The following is a 16,000-nucleotide window of genomic DNA, read 5'->3' on the forward strand; positions in this document are numbered from 1 at the left end:
CATGCAAAAAGCACTTCCGAAAGTTAAACTTAGAGACCTCGTGATCGAAGATGCTGAAGATCGTTATGCGTGGTGTTTGGACGTAGAGGTGACAAAGCACCTTAACATGCCTAACAAATATCCGCCGTTCAGTATAGAAGAAACAAGAAACTGGATCATTCAGTGTATTGAAAAGAAAAATGGATATGATCAAAAAGCGATAATCAGTGAGCACGGTAAACATATTGGATGGATAGATTTAAAAAATATAGATCGTTTAAATCAACACGCAGAATTGGGCATAGCCATTGGAGATAAAAGTTATTGGGGCAAAGGCTATGGGATTGCCGCTATGCATGAGATGTTAAAGTATGGCTTTTTTGAACTCTCCCTTAACAAAATCTGGCTTAGAGTTGAGATTGATAATGAGAAAGCCATCTCCTCTTATATAAAAGCCGGTTATGTAGAAGAAGGGATTCTAAGACAAGACCGTTTACGTGGAGGCATGTTTGTTGATCGGTTACGAATGAGTGTGATTAAAGATGAATATTTTGCAAATAGTGTTTCGCATCTTTAATGGATGTATGCGAGATTCATACCTGTAAAATTTTATAAAATAAATGGAATAATTACTCATTTTAAGGAAAATCTAAAACTATATAAAGAACAGGTTTGCCACTTGTTTCACACAGGACGATACTCAAAAAATCGTCCTATTTTTATTAACAAATACTACCTTTTACCGTCGCGCATAAGAATGATTCAATGTGGAATTATAATCTTAATTCAACTAGGAGGTGAAAACAACATGGCTAACTCAAACCAATTAGTAGTACCAGGTGCACAACAAGCTATCGACCAAATGAAGTATGAAATCGCTTCTGAGTTCGGTGTAAACCTTGGACCAGATTCAACTTCTCGTGCTAACGGATCTGTAGGTGGAGAAATCACAAAACGTTTAGTTGCTCAAGCTCTTGGCGGAAAGCGCTAATTAAATTTAATATCATGGCTTGGCTATCTGTTCATCGCAGATAGCCTCTTTGTTTTTTACATACATAAACACTTCTGTTTGACATTTTGAATGAAGTATTTTATATTAGTTGACGTATCAATTATTGAGCTATCAATTATCCGATAAAAGGAGGGGGATGCTGTTGTCCAACTCATATATAGATGATGAAAAGATCATTAACCGTTTGTATGAGATCCATCGCAGAACGGTTCCTAAGTTTGAAAGCTGTACAGGTATTAGTCAGACGCGCTTAGAGCTTTTGCATGAATTATATGAAGTTGAAGAGATCAGTCAAAGAGCTCTTCAAAAGAAAGTAAATATTGATCATGCAGCCGTAACGCGGCATCTGAAACAGCTTGAAGATAAAGGAATGGTAATCCGTAGGAAAGATCCTAAAGATCAACGTTTTACGTATGTTTCTCTATCAGAGGAAGGTCGTTTGAAAATCATTCATTACCGGGAAGAGAAAGAACGTTTTATTTCTGGTGTATTGCATGATTTTTCTGAGGAAGAAAGAAAAACGTTGCTGGGTATGTTAACTCGTATTCAGCGCAATATTGAAATTTTTGAGTAGTCACCATCTTAAACAACTAAGACTTTTAAACATAAAGGAGAATGTATGATGCAACAAACTAAAATCAATGACTTTAACGAAATTATCACTGGACGTCGTTCCATTCGTAATTACGATCCATCAGTAAAAATTTCTAGAGAAGAAATGAAAGAAATTTTAACTGAGGCTTCTCTTGCACCATCTTCTGTTAACTTACAGCCTTGGCGTTTTGTCGTAATCGATACACCAGAAGGAAAAGAAACGTTAGCGCCTCTAGCTAAGTTTAACCAACGTCAAGTAGAAACATCATCTGCTGTAATTGCTGTATTCGCAGATAACAATAGCTTGGATTATTTAGAAAGAATTTATGATAAAGCAGTAGAAGAGGGGCATATGCCTCAAGAAGTAAGAAATCAGCAAGTGCCAGCTATTCGTGGACTTTTAGAACAAATGACTCCTGAGCAATTTAAAGATATGAACTTGATCGATGCAGGACTTGTCTCAATGCAATTAATGCTCGTTGCTCGTGCACACGGATATGACACGAATCCGATCGGTGGATATGAAAAAGCTGAGATTGCTGAAGCATTTGGTCTAGATAAAGAACGTTATTTCCCTGTTATGTTGCTTTCAATCGGTAAAGCAGCTGATGCAGGATATCAATCTGTTCGTCTATCAGTAGAAGAAACGACAGAGTGGAGATAAGGAAAGGGGAATAGATAAAGATGATTATTATTCACGCAGGTTTAACGGTACAAAAAGATAAAGAAGAAGCATTTTTAGCAGAGGTAAAAACATTAGTAGAGGCTTCACGTGCTGAAAGTGGTAATATTCAATACGATCTAAAGAAAGATACAGAAAAAGAAGGAACGTATATGATGGTAGAAGTTTGGGAGAACCAAGAAGCGGTTCAAAACCATAACACAAGTGAGCACTTTGTGGCGTTCGGTCAAAAGGCAGCAAGCTTTATGGCTGCTCCAACTGATGTGAAAGTGTATGCAGGCGAACAAGTAAAATAATCGTGAAAGGAAGGCGCATAACATGTGCCTTCCTTTTTTATTAAATATTATTCAGCTTTTGTGTACTTGCGCTCTTGCTCAGCGATGAGTTCATCATCCTCCGCGTTATCACGAGTAACCTTTTGGGTAAGAATCGCACCAACGGCTACCAAAATCATGACAGCGATATAATAACCTTTTTCGTTTAATTGCAGATTGTCTGCATTGTAGAGTCCGATACAAAACATGGACACTCCAGCGATGAACGTAAAATAAGCTAAAACAGTAAAGGCTGGGGTGTTTCTTCTTCTATGGCGTTGCATATGTAAACCTCCTTCTTTCTCTTTTAAATGAATAAACATATATATGCCAAAAGCTATCTTCATTATAATCAATAAATGGATTTAATTCCTTATTTTTCTTGTTCGCTTATACAGTTTAATGAATTATTACATCTCTTTTAGAAGAGGAATTAAATAATCAACCGAAGGGCGATGATTATTGTTTATAAAATTGTTTATTGAGCTTGGTTCATTCTTAACTGAAACCAAACGAACAAACTCTGATTTTTCGCCGATTGCTATTGATGCTTCACTCAATTTGTTGTATTCATACTCTAATTGGCTATTCGTTAAATTCAATTGAATGTGAAACAAAACGGCTAGAAAATCATAATCTCCACCCGTTTTTAAGAAACGAACAGAACAACTAGTCACGCAATGGAGCTGAATACCAAGCTCTTCTGTCATTTCTCGCAACACACTATCCTGTAGCTGGAACTGATTGCTTTGTAAATCGGTTCTGCTTAAGCCGCCGCCCACACACTGTAAACGACCAGGATAAGCGGTATGGTCATTCATCTCACCAAAAACAAAGTAAGAATCTTTGGTTTCTACTAATCCAGCTCCATATATAACTCTGCAGGCATGGTCGCTCCTATTCTTCGTTTTCACTGAATAAAGATAATGAGCGTAATCACTCAATCTTAAATCAAAAACGATTTCTTGTTCTGTTTCTTTCATTTCATCAATATGAAAAACTTCACCGTTCGTAAAACGATTATCATGATTAAAACGACTCCAAAAAGTTTCTACTTCAGATTGAAAGGATTTAGGTAATTGTAAAGGATGATTGTCTAAAATAAGCTTTAATGATTTCGCAACAACTTGAAGCAAGACTGGTTTCATTAAAAATCTCCTCGTATGTCCTATTTTAGTGTCATAAAAGAAGCAGGTTCTAGCATCTCGGATTCAATAATGATTGCAGTAAGACCACCATTTGTAGATGTTTCATGATATTCTCCTTTAATCCAAAAAACAGCTTCACCCTTGTTGATTTTATGCATTACTTGATCTTCACCACAAACCTCACCTTCACCACTCACCAAAAGAAGGAGCTGTGGAATCACAGCTTTATGATAGCCAATGACTCCTCCAGCTTCTAGATGAACACATCCAATATGTGCCGGCATCTCCGTTTTTACAATCCTAGACATTACAAAATCAGAATTGAATTTAGTAATGTGTGTTCCTGATTCTTTGGTAAAATGAAAAATTTGCATTTTTTCTCTCCATCCATTAAAACATATAAGGTCCTACAACAAGCGATAAAAAGAAAGTGTTTAAAACAGCGAAATAACAAATGGCAGTGAGTTTACTCCAGTCTTGCTTTCTTCCATACCACACTGCGGCACCACTTAATAGAGCGAGCATGACAGGAATAACAAAGGAGCTACCTGTAAACGCCAAGAAATCAGGAGCAAACATGTAATAATGGGTGTTAAAGAATTTCTGAATAAAGATGAATTGAACACCGAGAAACAGAGCTAAGATGGTGTACAAAATGCGCTTATCTTCATCTTCCATCAGTTTAATCTTTACTATGTAGATGACTAATGCAAAAAGGACGGCTGGAGTGATCCAATACACCGAACTCATCGCAAAGATTAATCCTTGAAAAAGAGACAATACCGTTGCAGAAACGGCTTCCTTAATATCTACTTTAGTTATGTTTAAACTCTTTTCGATTACTTCTGGATTTTTCGAGGCTCCGCTAAACGTGTACTCTTTGTACCCCACTAAGTTTAGCCACATAACCGAATCTTCACCCATCCAGTAAGGGTGAAGGGACTGATAGTTTGTTGTACTGCGAAGCTCTGTTTTCCAAACATCTCCATCAGCCCGGGCTTCATACACATTAACAGCTTCCTTATCGTTAGACTTTAATGCACGAGTAGTAAACAATACTTTTGCTTGACCATTCTCATCAACGCCATATTGAATGAATTTTGGATTTTCAAGCTTCGTTCCTTTATTGTCTAAGAATGTCATCAAAGAAAAATTCCAATCAGTATTTGCATTCAATTGGTTGGTTCCTTGAAAAATTTTATATGACTTACCTCCAGAGTTATTATTAAACAGAGAATAATAAACCGTCACATCATTTCCATTTTCAATAAAGTAAAATCCAAAATGATTTTCATAAATCTGTTCTTCTTGATCTAGAATAATTTGTTCCTTATAGGAACGCTTATTATCAGGTTTGTGAAAAGTAACCTTCACCTGTTTAGTTGTTTGTTTAGAAGATTTGACAACACTTATGAACGAATCTGATGTGTCATTTAAAACAGTGGAATAGACTTGTTCAGGCACTTTCATTATAGAGTGAACACTCCATGAACTTATATCTATGGTCAGAATTTCATTTTCTTTAAAATAAATGATGTTGTTTGGATTAGAATCCATACCTCTAACGTCTTGATCAAGAACGCTTTCTTTCTCCCCGTCATAGTGGATCAGCTGGTTGTCCCTTACGAATACAAACTGATCACCTTGTACCCAGAAGTCTTGGGGACTTGGAATAGAAAGAGGAATAGTTTGTTTATCTTTTACCTCTAATTTGTCAGTAACTTGAAAACTCAATACTTCATTTTCTTTCGGAACATATACATGTTGCATTCCGTTTTGTTCTTTAAATACCGGCTTAACTTCACCAATCTTTTCTGTTTGTAATGGCAGAGAACGGCTCCAACCTTCATTGGGTAGTTTCAGTTCAGTCTTTAAATTCTCTAAAGTGAATGCAACAAAAACAACCAAGAAGAATAGAAGTGGAATAACAAAAGGCTTCATTTTTCTCATTTTATTTCCCCCTTATTCCAAAATTCGACGAACGTCCATATTTTTCCTTTTTCAAATTAAGTATACAATAGGTAAAAGTAGGGAGGAGTTCATCTTGGAAATTAAAGATATTTTTTCGAACTTACCAACATTAGAAACAGAGCGTCTTCTTTTAAGAAAAATAACATTAGAGGATGCACAAGATATGCTTCAATATGGATCCGATGCTGAGGTTTCACGCTATGTGACTTGGGAAGCGCACCGAACATTAGAGGATACAAAGAAATTTATCCAGTTTGTATTAACAAAATATGAAAAAGGTGAATTAGCACCTTGGGGAATTGTACTAAAAGAAACCAACGAATTGATTGGTACGATTGACTTTGTCTCATGGCAGATCAATCATAAAACAGCTGAGATTGGTTATGTAATCGCACAAAAATACTGGGGTCAAGGCATCACGACTGAAGCGGGTAAGGAAATTCTGAGATACGGTTTTCAAAACATGCATTTAGAACGGATTCAGGCAAGATGCTTTGTAGAGAACGGTGGATCTGAAAGAGTTATGAAAAAATTGGGGATGAGCTATGAAGGTACGTTAAGAAAAGCGATGTTTGCTAAAGGTGAGCATCAAGATTTAAATGTGTATTCTATTTTGAAAGTAGAGTTTGAATTATTGTATTAAAACTGCAAGGTAGATAAGGTCTTCTACCCACTCCTAAATTACTATATTTACCTTTTATTAATTTTTTTTACAAATTGTCTAGTTAGAACGAACGGCTTTCTAACTGCCTATGTAAGTCCTTAAGTATGATTGAATTTTCTGACAATAAAGTTACACTTACCTTATATATACATAGGAGGTGTAGTGTTATGAAAAGAAGTAAGAAATGGCTATCTTCTGCACTCGTACTATCTACAGTTGCAGGGATAGCCTTTTCGACAATGGAATCAGGTGTGACGCCGCAAGTTGCTGAAGCTTCATCTCTCAAGATACAACCAGTAGAGTCCGTTTCTCTCGTTCAGTTGGCTGTTCCAAACACAAAGGAAGCGATGGGGAAAATCGAAGAACTTGGTATTGATCTGACGCACAGGATGCATGTTCATAATGGACAAATAGAAGTAGATGCGGTCGTAACACCATCTGAAGTTGCGATGCTGAAGCTCTATGGAATTACCATAAAAGAAACGCTCATTACTGAAAACCAACTCAACCAACGTGCCGCAGAAAGAAGAACGGCAGTTAAGCAAGAACAAAAGCTAACAGCCGCTGAAGAAACAGTAAAGATCCTCAGAGCAAACCACTTCACGAATCAATCGGAAACTTTCCTTTACGTTGAAGCCAAATCCACATCTGGTGCTGTATCGAGCACGATTCTTACCGCTAAATGGACAGAAAATGGAGAAGAAAAAACGGCAACATTACAACAGATTCAAGATGCTGGAGAGTACCTCTACCATTCCTTTATGTTACCTGTTTCGGCAATACCGAAAAATATAATAATCGAAAGCTCGCTCGGAGGTTCAGCTACGTCTCCAGTAACCGAGTGGCTTGGTGAGGGAAAGCCGGACAAGCCTGGTAAACATTATGTAAAGAACTTTGTTGACCATTATATGGACCCCACAGAAATCAACGCGAGAATTGAAAACTTAGTAAAAGAATACCCAGAGCTTGCTGAAATAGTAGAGATGCCGAACAAGACGAACGGATACCGCAGACAAGCTCAAGCGACTCTAGGAACGTTGCAGAACACAGCTGTTGTTGTCACATCGAGAGACTGGGGACATGAGGGCGGAAATACGATCAGCGTGGAACTGAAAAAAGCATCAGTAGCAGGTGCGCCACTTTCTGTTGGAACAAGCGGAAACAAAATCATCGTTACACTGGCAACGGATGATGCAGGTAACGCAAAAAGTACGGCAAAGGAAGTCGTAGATCTGCTGAATGCAGAAGTAAGTGATCTTGTATCTGCTACGACCTATCGTGGAAATGCAGGTAACGGAATTGTTGAACCTGCGACTTCCAACCTGTCGGATAACTTAAAAGCACCTGCTTCCGTATCGCGTGATCCATTTACTGTTAAAGCGATTCGAATCGGAAAGCACCGAGATGGTTCTAAGCCTGGGGTGCTTGGTTACTCACAAGAACATGCGCGTGAATGGGTAACACCGCTTGTCTCTGTTGAAACTGCTGAACGACTTTTACGAAATTATTCGCATGATAAAGAGACTAAGAAACTGGTTGATAATCTTGATATCTTTATTGCTCCATCCATGAATCCAGATGGAGGGCACTATAGTTTCTATGACTTTAATTCACAGCGTAAGAACATGACGAATCATTGCTCACCAACTCAGTCTGATAATGGCTACCGAAATTCGTGGGGCGTTGATTTGAATCGAAACCATGATGTGGGTTCTGCATTTGACGGTTATGTTGGAGCATCAACAACGAATTGTTTGAGTGGCACATATGCGGGACCAAGCGAGCATTCAGAACCAGAAAGCCGGAATTTAGTTTGGTTAACAGATGAGAACCCGAACATTAAATTTGCCATGAACATCCATAGTTATGGTGGTTACTTCATGTGGTCACCAGGTGCTTATACGCCAGAACGTGAAACATTGCCTCGCCCGTCTGCTGGGGAAGAAGCTTATTATTGGCAAGCATCTGATCATATATTAAAAGAGATCAAAAAGCATCGTGGAACGGTTATTTTACCGAGTCGAACAGGGCCGATTCCAGACGTTCTTTATTCTGCTGCAGGAAACTCTGCTGATCACCTCTGGTATGAAAAAGGAATCTACGCTTGGAACTTTGAAGTAGGGGCCGATCTTTGGAACAAAGAAACAAAACGTTGGGAACTGGTTGGTTTTCAGCCTCCTTTTGAAGAAGGACATGAAGAAGCAATGGAGTTCTCAAATGGATTACTAGGACTTATTGATGTGGCTTATCAATATTCTAAAGATAAAAAAGCGCCAAAATCGAGTGTCACACCAAATGGCGGAAGACACGAAAATAAAGTTGAAGTCAGCTTCAAAACGAGTGAACCTGCTACAATCTACTACACGTTAGATGGCAGCCGTCCAACGTTTAATTCTCAAAAGTTAGCATTGAGTGGTACACGTGAAGGACCAGAAACGTTAACGTTTGAAAAGACAACAACGTTAAATTGGTTCTCGGTCGATGCGAGTAAAAACGTAGAGAATCAATACGAACCTGGAAACAACAAGAAGTACAACACGAAAACTTTCTTTATCAAATAATGTATGAAAGGAAGAGGCTGAAGGCTTCTTCCTTTTGTCTTTTAGAACAGTTTGATGCATGCGTTGACATTTAATGTTTACCACCATATACTAACAATTGTAAGTAGAAGTCATTTTGGAAAGGAACGGTACTACGCTGATGTGGAAAACTCTTATTTTCTTAGGCTAACTCAATATTGAGACCTGGAGAATAGGATAAGTCTGCCCATTTTGCGTATACACGTACCAAATATCCTTATGATTTCACACAAAGAATAGTTATGTTCTTGTGTTTATTTGGATACGTGTCTTTACCATATTGTGCGAACTCACCAACCTCTCTGGGCTCTCCAGGGAGGTTTTTTTGTGGCCTCCTTAATGACCATGAAAGAGGTGAGCTGCATGACGACTGTATTACAAGTTAAACGATTGCAGAAAAAATTTGGAGATAAAGAAATATTAAAAGATATCTCATTTGATATCAGACAAGGTGAAAAAATTGGCTTAGTAGGTTGGAATGGCAGTGGGAAAACAACGCTCGTTAACATCCTTATGAAATGTATAAACCACGATTATGGATCAATTACGACCTGGCCGGCAAATCTGCACATGGGGTATTTACCACAATCAACAGATTATGTGTTAGATGTTGAACGGGAGTTGCTTGAAACAGGTGAAGAATTGCTGCGAACTAGCAAGAAGTTAGGACTTCAGAAACATTTGCTGCAAAATGATGAATTGCATCATTTAAGCGGTGGAGAGCGTCTTAAGGTATCCATCGCTAAGATTTGGGCGAATCATCCTGAGTTCTTGATTTTAGATGAACCGACAAATCATTTAGACCTTCAAGGGATAAATTGGCTTACAGAAGAAGTTAATAACTATAGAGGTGCAGCCATTATCATCTCCCATGACCGTCATTTTCTTGATCAATCGGTAGAGAAGATATTTGAACTAGAAGATGGTGTTCTTACCATCTACGAAGGAAATTACTCGGCGTATAGAAAAGAGAAGCAACGTCGATTCCAACAGCAACAAAGAGACTATGAGAAGCAACAAAGAAAAATTCACATGATCGAACAGCAGGTAAACACGTTAAAAACGTGGTCTGACAAAGCTCACCGAGAAGCAGGTAAGGGAGGAACGGCAGCTGAAAATAGACAGATGGGACTCAAAGAATATGAAAGGATGAAAGCTAAGAAAAAAGATAACCAGATCAAGTCAAAGCTGAAACGTTTAAATTTAGAACTTACGAAAACTGGGATTGATAAACCAAAAGAAGAAGGTGATGTCTTCTTTCAATTTGATTCTGCTGGAAAGAGGGGTAAAAGACTCATTGAAGCTCGTGGTCTAACGAAACAATATGGAGATCGAACCCTTTTTGAAGAAAGTCATTTTTATATCAAGCATGGAGAAAGAATAGCATTTCAGGGACCGAATGGATCAGGAAAGACAACATTTATTAAGATGTTACTTGGCGAGGAGTCTGTAACAATCGGGGAAATTTGGAAAAGTGAATCTATGAAAATAGCCTATCTATCTCAAGATGTCAGCGACCTTCCTGAAGAAAAGACGGTTTATGAATACTTTGATTTAGAGGAGAAGCATCTGTTAACTCAGGCAAGGACGATTTTTGCCAATATGGGGATCGAGGACCGAAAACTTTCCAAGCCAATCCGTCACTTAAGTTTAGGCGAGCGAACGCGGGTAAAACTGGTGCTAATGATTTTGCAGGAATACGATGTTCTCATTTTGGATGAACCGACGAATCATCTGGATCTGCCGAGCCGCGAGCAGTTGGAGGAAACATTGTCACAGTTTTCAGGCACGCTCATCATCGTCTCGCACGACCGATTCTTCGTTGAAAAGCTGTGTGATAAACTGTTAGTCATTGAGAATCAGCAGATTAAGAGGATAGAGATGGGTCTTAGAGAATACGAAGAACAGAGTAAACGAACTACAAATGATGGTGTTCAGCAGTTGACTGAGGAAATAGCTTTGGTAGAGAACAAGATTACGGAATTGCTCGGAAAAATTAGTTTTTGTAAAACGGGGACGGATGAGTACAGAGAGGTTGATCAGGAGTTACAACTATTAATGAGTAAAAAGCGGCAGCTCGTACAAAATATATCTCTGTAAAACAAAGCCAGGTGGAAGTATCAGCCTGGCTTTGTTCTATCTATGATGTAAAGAAGAAATCATTACCTCTGGATGGAGGAGAATGAAATAGCTTATCATATAACTTTTAATACGCATCACATAAAAAGAGCGCCAATCACATAAAAAGAATCCCTCATCACATAAAAAGAGGCTATAATCACATAATTCTAAATTTTTGACCAAAAAACATTGAAATTTCAGACAATTAGTTTATACTCTCTTAAAAAGGAGAGTGAGAACCATGAGATTTCTAGAGAAAGTAAGTAAAATGGCAGGTAACACCTTTGCGATCTGGGTGATACTTTTTGCTGTACTCGCATTTTTTATTCCAGGAGGCTTCACATGGATCGCTCCCCATATTCCTTTATTATTAGGAATTATTATGTTCGGTATGGGACTGACCTTATCACTAAATGATTTTAAGGCTGTTTTTCAGGCGCCAAAGAGTGTAATCATCGGTGTATTTGCACAGTATACAATCATGCCCCTGCTCGCATTTGGTTTAGCGACCGCTTTTCGATTAGAACCAGAAGTAGCAGTTGGGGTGATCTTAGTAGGATGCTGTCCGGGAGGAACGGCATCGAACGTTATGACTTTCTTAGCAAAAGGAAACACAGCTTTATCGGTTGCGGTAACATCCGTTGCAACACTACTTGCACCAATCTTAACACCAGCACTTACGCTTCTATTTGCTAGCAAGTGGCTTTCTGTATCAGCAGGCAGCTTATTAATGTCAATTGTACAAATTGTACTCGTTCCTATTCTTTTAGGTCTTGTCGTAAAATTATTTTTCCGTAAACACGTTGAAAAAAGCGTTGCTGCACTACCGCTAGTATCTGTAGTTGGTATCGTTGCTGTTGCTTCTGCTGTTGTTGCTGCTAATGCACAACAGATTGCAGAAACGGGTCTACTCATATTCTCTATTGTTATTCTTCATAATGGACTTGGACTATTATTAGGATTTTTAATAGCGAAAGGGTTAAAATTGAACTTTGCTGATCAAAAAGCGATATCGATAGAAGTTGGCATGCAAAACTCTGGTTTAGGTGCAGCGCTCGCTATCGCACATTTTTCTCCGTTATCAGCAGTACCAAGCGCAATCTTTAGCGTATGGCACAATATTTCAGGACCACTTCTTGCTACTTGGTGGGGAAAAAGAGCTGATAAGGACGCTGCAAAGATCAGTGATAACACTAACTATTCAAAAGTTGTTTGATATGTACCTCCTGCTCAAAGCACAATTGAGGAGGGGGTTTTGCTAATTTTGGAAGAATGACATTTTTAAAAACCATGTTAGAAAATCTTACATGGGTGTAGAATCTGCGCCAGAACTGTATAGAATGAAAGAAACAGTTCAGTAGGGGGCGTTCAAATGGAAGATATCATGTTTTCATTAAACAGTGTTTGGCTTGTACTTGGTGCACTTCTTGTCATTTTAATGCAAGGCGGGTTTATCTTGCTTGAAGCAGGATCGACTCGAATGAAAAATGCAGGACACATTGCAGGGAAGACAGTCTTTACGTTTGGTTTAGCATCAATTGTATTTTGGGCAGTAGGATATGGATTTATTTTTGGTGGTAACTCTAACTTTTTTATCGGTTTGTCTGATTTTTTCTATTCAGGTGACCAGGCGGAAGGGATGGCCTATTCGACAGCGGCATTCTTCATGTTTCAGCTTGCATTTGCAGGAATCTCGTTAACAATTGCATTCGGAGGGTTTGCTGAACGAGCGAAATTATCCGCATACCTCGTGTTTGCCATTCTTTTCTCAGTTGTCGTCTATCCGGTTGTTGCTCACTGGATCTGGGGCGGAGGTTGGTTAGCGGAACATGGAAAGCAAGATTTTGCTGGTTCTACGGTTGTTCACCTAACAGGTGCGATGGCAGCTTTTGCTGCAACTCTTTTATTAAAACCACGTATCGGAAAGTTCAATAAGAATGGAACATCCAACAACATCTTCGGTCACAATCAAGTGTACACGGCATTAGGGGTTATCGTCCTTTGGGTAGGATGGTTTGGGTTTAATGGAGGAAGTACCTTTGTAGTTGATGATGGATTTTTCGGATTTGTTGCGTTAAATACAAATCTTGCAGCTGGAGCAGGTGCGGTTGCTGCACTTATTATTTCATGGATGGTTCTAGGGAAATCTGATATTCCGACGATATTAAACGGTGCGTTAGCAGGGCTTGTTGCCATCACGGCTTCTTGTGCATTCGTTGAAACGTGGGCAGCCGTTCTGATCGGATTTGTTGCTGGAATCTTGGTATTCTATTCTGTTAAGTTCTTCGATAGATTAAAAGTAGATGACCCAATCTATGCATTAAGCGTTCACGGAGCTGCAGGAATATGGGGAACGTTATCTACAGGATTATTCGCGACACCAGAACTTGCTACAGTAGGGAAGCCTGGATTGTTCTATGGCGGTGGATTTTCACAGCTTGGCGTTCAAGCGATGGGTGTGTCTGTGTCAGCGTTATACGCATTTGTTGTTTCCTTCGTTCTTTTATATGCTATGAAAAAAGTAATGAAAGGTCTTCGAGTTTCTGAAGAAGAAGAAATTATCGGCTTGGACGTAAGTGAACATGGAAACTATGGTTATCCAGAGGCGTTCATCACAAATGAAGAAAAAAATAGAATCGCAAATTAATAGAGGTGAATAGCATTGGGGGCATTCCTCAATGCTTTTATCACATAGGATGTGTAAATATGCCTTATTCGCAGATAAAAAGATGGCGTGATAATAAATGTGGCGAGCATCAACATTCGTCTCAAGCTTTAAATGATTTTCATGATGAATTGATGAGAAAAGTCTTTGATTCTGCTCTTGAAAAACATATTGCAGAGTTTGGTCCTGTTCCTTGCCGTTACGCGTGGTTTGTAATGGGGAGTGCAGGTAGATCTGAACAAGCAATCATTTCGGATCAAGATCATGGTCTGATCTATGAAGAAAAGAGTGTTAAAACGAAACAATATTTTATTACATTCGGGAAAGAATTAGCGAATGGGTTAAACGAAGTCGGTTATCCGTATTGTGATGGGAATGTAATGAGTTCAAATCCTGTTTGGACTAAGTCAATCACAGAGTGGGAAGAGCAACTTTCAAAGTGGCTAACCGAAGAAAGCTTCGAGAGTATACGTTTTCTTCTTATTTTTTATGATGCACGAGTGCTTATTGGTGAAGAAGCTTATTGTAAGAAACTTAAAAAACTCATACATGATTGCTTGAAACAGAAACCTCATCTTTTAGAAAGGTTGTTAGAAAATACACAACATGTAAAAAAAGCGGTTGGTTTCTTTCATCAATTTTTAACAGAATCGCATGGCTCACATGCAGGAAGTATCGACCTGAAGCAATCGGGGTTCTTACCATATGTTAATAATGTACGTTTGCTTGCGATGAAAGAGAGTCTGGAAGCTACTTCTACTCTTTCAAGACTGAAGGAATTAAACGGCATGTCAAAATATAGTGTAGATCTTAGTTGGTGCGCTAAAGAATTTGAATTACTTCTTCATTACAGGCTGAAATATCATAGAAAAACAACAGAAAACTATGACGACATACACTACTTAAATATCAAAGAACTTAGTAAAGATGATAGAAAAGATATGAAGCATATCCTGTTAAACGGACAAAAATTACAAACTTACACCCAGTCGGTCATTAAGGGAACGATAGAAACATGAGGATGAATCCGCTTATTCAATTTATGAAGCAAGTGCAGGGGAAAATAAACTCAAGTGTTTATGCGTCATTACAAGGGCAATCAAGTCCTCAGCACGTCGCCTTTTTAAGGCAGCTTGAAAAAGAATTAAAAGTAGAGGAGAGTTTAACAGTTCCTCTTAAAGATTTAAATGCAGTGGTGTTCGATCTAGAAACTACTGGTTTTTTTCCTGAACAAGGTAACCAGATTCTCTCAATAGGTGCTGTGAAGGTAAAAGGTGGAGAGGTACAGCAGGAAGAAACCTTTTATTCTCTCGCGCATTGTATGGGCGAACTTTCTCCTGAGATCAAAGAACTTACAGGAATAGACGAGAGTGATCTTCAACATGCTCCTCAATTATCTAAAGTTTTGGTAGATTTTTATGATTTTGCAAGAGGGCATGTTCTCGTGGCCCACCATGCAAGTCACGAAAAAAAGTTTCTTCAACACTATAATTGGAAATTGTTCCGAAGTCAGTTCAAGCACCGAATTGTAGATACTTCGTTCTTATTGAAAATCGCTGAACCAGAGGCTAATCTTGTTCGATTGGAAGATTGTTGTGAGCATTGCAACGTGCCTGTGATTAACCGGCATCATGCCTTAGGAGATGCGAAGATGACGGCGGAGCTTTGGAGTGTTTATGTAGCGCGTGTTCAGGAATTAGGAATTAAAAATTTGAGAGAGGTATATGAACGACTCTCCAGATAAAACAGCTGACACCATAAAATTGGGAGTCAGCTGTTTTCAATTTCTCATATTAAATTGAGCATTAATCTGTCCGCGAATCATTTTATTACGCTCGTCACGTTTTTGCTTTTTCGTTAGTTCCTTCTTAATTTCATATGTTTGTACACCATCTTCAATTTGATCAGCAATTTCCATGAGACGTTCTACATCCGAAAAAGAGTATTTACGCGTTCCTTTACCTGTTCTTTCTGGAAATATGAGTTTTCTTTCTTCGTAGTAACGAATCTTACGTTCTGATAGTCCTGTTAGTTCACTGATGATACCTATGGATATGACCTTTTTATCTTTATAAGAAAATTTATCAACCGACATTTCGAGCCTCCTATTTTAAAATGTGATCAACCGGACAATTCAAAATATTGTTATTTATTATATCATATTAATGTTAGGTTTTCTTACATATATTTTATTCCATACCATTTTCATATGTGAGCACAATTTATTAAGGGTTTGCGTTTTGTAAGGGAAATGAAAATGTAAGTATGCGA

At 38.4% G+C, this 16,000-nt stretch carries 17 protein-coding genes; 12 read left to right on the forward strand and 5 right to left on the reverse strand.

Annotated features, from left to right (window positions below; all coding sequences use genetic code 11):
• Position 1 precedes the first annotated feature (1 nt).
• The 5 genes from I5J82_RS02525 (at position 2) to I5J82_RS02545 (ending at position 2,563) form a co-directional block, all read left to right on the forward strand.
• Positions 2 to 556, forward strand: coding sequence for a GNAT family N-acetyltransferase (locus tag I5J82_RS02525; RefSeq protein WP_198766526.1), 555 nt, complete (start codon positions 2 to 4; stop codon positions 554 to 556).
• Between the two features lie 231 nt (positions 557 to 787).
• Complete coding sequence (locus tag I5J82_RS02530; protein ID WP_197222258.1) at positions 788 to 970, forward strand: alpha/beta-type small acid-soluble spore protein; 183 nt, start codon at positions 788 to 790, stop codon at positions 968 to 970.
• Between the two features lie 157 nt (positions 971 to 1,127).
• On the forward strand, positions 1,128 to 1,565 hold the full coding sequence (locus tag I5J82_RS02535; RefSeq protein WP_379839570.1) for a MarR family winged helix-turn-helix transcriptional regulator: 438 nt from the start codon (positions 1,128 to 1,130) through the stop codon (positions 1,563 to 1,565).
• A gap of 45 nt (positions 1,566 to 1,610) precedes the next feature.
• Positions 1,611 to 2,249, forward strand: coding sequence for a nitroreductase family protein (locus I5J82_RS02540; protein WP_408610374.1), 639 nt, complete (start codon positions 1,611 to 1,613; stop codon positions 2,247 to 2,249).
• A 20-nt stretch (positions 2,250 to 2,269) separates the two neighbouring features.
• On the forward strand, positions 2,270 to 2,563 hold the full coding sequence (locus I5J82_RS02545; RefSeq protein WP_198766529.1) for a putative quinol monooxygenase: 294 nt from the start codon (positions 2,270 to 2,272) through the stop codon (positions 2,561 to 2,563).
• Positions 2,564 to 2,610: 47 nt separating this feature from the next.
• Here I5J82_RS02545 and I5J82_RS02550 read toward each other — a convergent pair whose 3' ends face one another.
• The 4 genes from I5J82_RS02550 to I5J82_RS02565 all read right to left on the reverse strand — a co-directional run bounded on the left by I5J82_RS02550 (position 2,611) and on the right by I5J82_RS02565 (position 5,679).
• Complete coding sequence (locus I5J82_RS02550) at positions 2,611 to 2,865, reverse strand: YiaA/YiaB family inner membrane protein (protein WP_066392185.1); 255 nt, start codon at positions 2,863 to 2,865, stop codon at positions 2,611 to 2,613.
• A 126-nt stretch (positions 2,866 to 2,991) separates the two neighbouring features.
• Positions 2,992 to 3,729: a hypothetical protein gene (locus I5J82_RS02555; RefSeq protein WP_198766530.1), complete on the reverse strand. Its 738-nt coding sequence runs from the start codon at positions 3,727 to 3,729 to the stop codon at positions 2,992 to 2,994.
• Positions 3,730 to 3,749: 20 nt separating this feature from the next.
• Positions 3,750 to 4,103: a cupin gene (locus I5J82_RS02560; protein ID WP_198766531.1), complete on the reverse strand. Its 354-nt coding sequence runs from the start codon at positions 4,101 to 4,103 to the stop codon at positions 3,750 to 3,752.
• 16 nt (positions 4,104 to 4,119) lie between these two features.
• Positions 4,120 to 5,679, reverse strand: a complete 1,560-nt coding sequence (locus I5J82_RS02565) for a hypothetical protein (RefSeq protein WP_198766532.1) — start codon at positions 5,677 to 5,679, stop codon at positions 4,120 to 4,122.
• Positions 5,680 to 5,773: 94 nt separating this feature from the next.
• On the opposite strand from I5J82_RS02565, the gene I5J82_RS02570 reads away from it, so the two are divergent.
• From I5J82_RS02570 to I5J82_RS02600, 7 genes are all read left to right on the forward strand, one after another.
• Positions 5,774 to 6,343 (forward strand): GNAT family N-acetyltransferase, encoded by a 570-nt coding sequence (locus I5J82_RS02570; RefSeq protein ID WP_198766533.1) that lies wholly within the window; start codon positions 5,774 to 5,776, stop codon positions 6,341 to 6,343.
• 188 nt (positions 6,344 to 6,531) lie between these two features.
• Complete coding sequence (locus tag I5J82_RS02575; RefSeq protein WP_198766534.1) at positions 6,532 to 8,925, forward strand: M14 family metallopeptidase; 2,394 nt, start codon at positions 6,532 to 6,534, stop codon at positions 8,923 to 8,925.
• Between the two features lie 381 nt (positions 8,926 to 9,306).
• Positions 9,307 to 11,043 (forward strand): ribosomal protection-like ABC-F family protein, encoded by a 1,737-nt coding sequence (gene abc-f, locus I5J82_RS02580; RefSeq protein ID WP_198766535.1) that lies wholly within the window; start codon positions 9,307 to 9,309, stop codon positions 11,041 to 11,043.
• 262 nt (positions 11,044 to 11,305) lie between these two features.
• Positions 11,306 to 12,280: a bile acid:sodium symporter family protein gene (locus tag I5J82_RS02585; RefSeq protein ID WP_198766536.1), complete on the forward strand. Its 975-nt coding sequence runs from the start codon at positions 11,306 to 11,308 to the stop codon at positions 12,278 to 12,280.
• 156 nt (positions 12,281 to 12,436) lie between these two features.
• Positions 12,437 to 13,711 carry an ammonium transporter gene (locus tag I5J82_RS02590; RefSeq protein ID WP_198766537.1) on the forward strand — a complete coding sequence of 425 codons (1,275 nt, stop codon included), beginning with the start codon at positions 12,437 to 12,439 and terminating at the stop codon, positions 13,709 to 13,711.
• 59 nt (positions 13,712 to 13,770) lie between these two features.
• Positions 13,771 to 14,748 carry a DUF294 nucleotidyltransferase-like domain-containing protein gene (locus I5J82_RS02595; RefSeq protein WP_198766538.1) on the forward strand — a complete coding sequence of 326 codons (978 nt, stop codon included), beginning with the start codon at positions 13,771 to 13,773 and terminating at the stop codon, positions 14,746 to 14,748.
• The gene (locus I5J82_RS02600; protein WP_198766539.1) at positions 14,745 to 15,473 is read left to right on the forward strand and encodes an exonuclease domain-containing protein; all 729 of its coding nucleotides are present in this window, start codon (positions 14,745 to 14,747) and stop codon (positions 15,471 to 15,473) included. The genes I5J82_RS02595 and I5J82_RS02600 overlap by 4 nt, the downstream gene beginning before the upstream one ends.
• A gap of 36 nt (positions 15,474 to 15,509) precedes the next feature.
• Here the strand turns inward: I5J82_RS02600 and I5J82_RS02605 are convergent, their stop codons facing one another.
• Positions 15,510 to 15,824: a MerR family transcriptional regulator gene (locus tag I5J82_RS02605; RefSeq protein ID WP_198766540.1), complete on the reverse strand. Its 315-nt coding sequence runs from the start codon at positions 15,822 to 15,824 to the stop codon at positions 15,510 to 15,512.
• Positions 15,825 to 16,000: the final 176 nt, after the last annotated feature.

Source organism: Fictibacillus halophilus (assembly GCF_016401385.1).
Classification (GTDB): Bacteria; Bacillota; Bacilli; order Bacillales; family Fictibacillaceae; genus Fictibacillus; species Fictibacillus halophilus.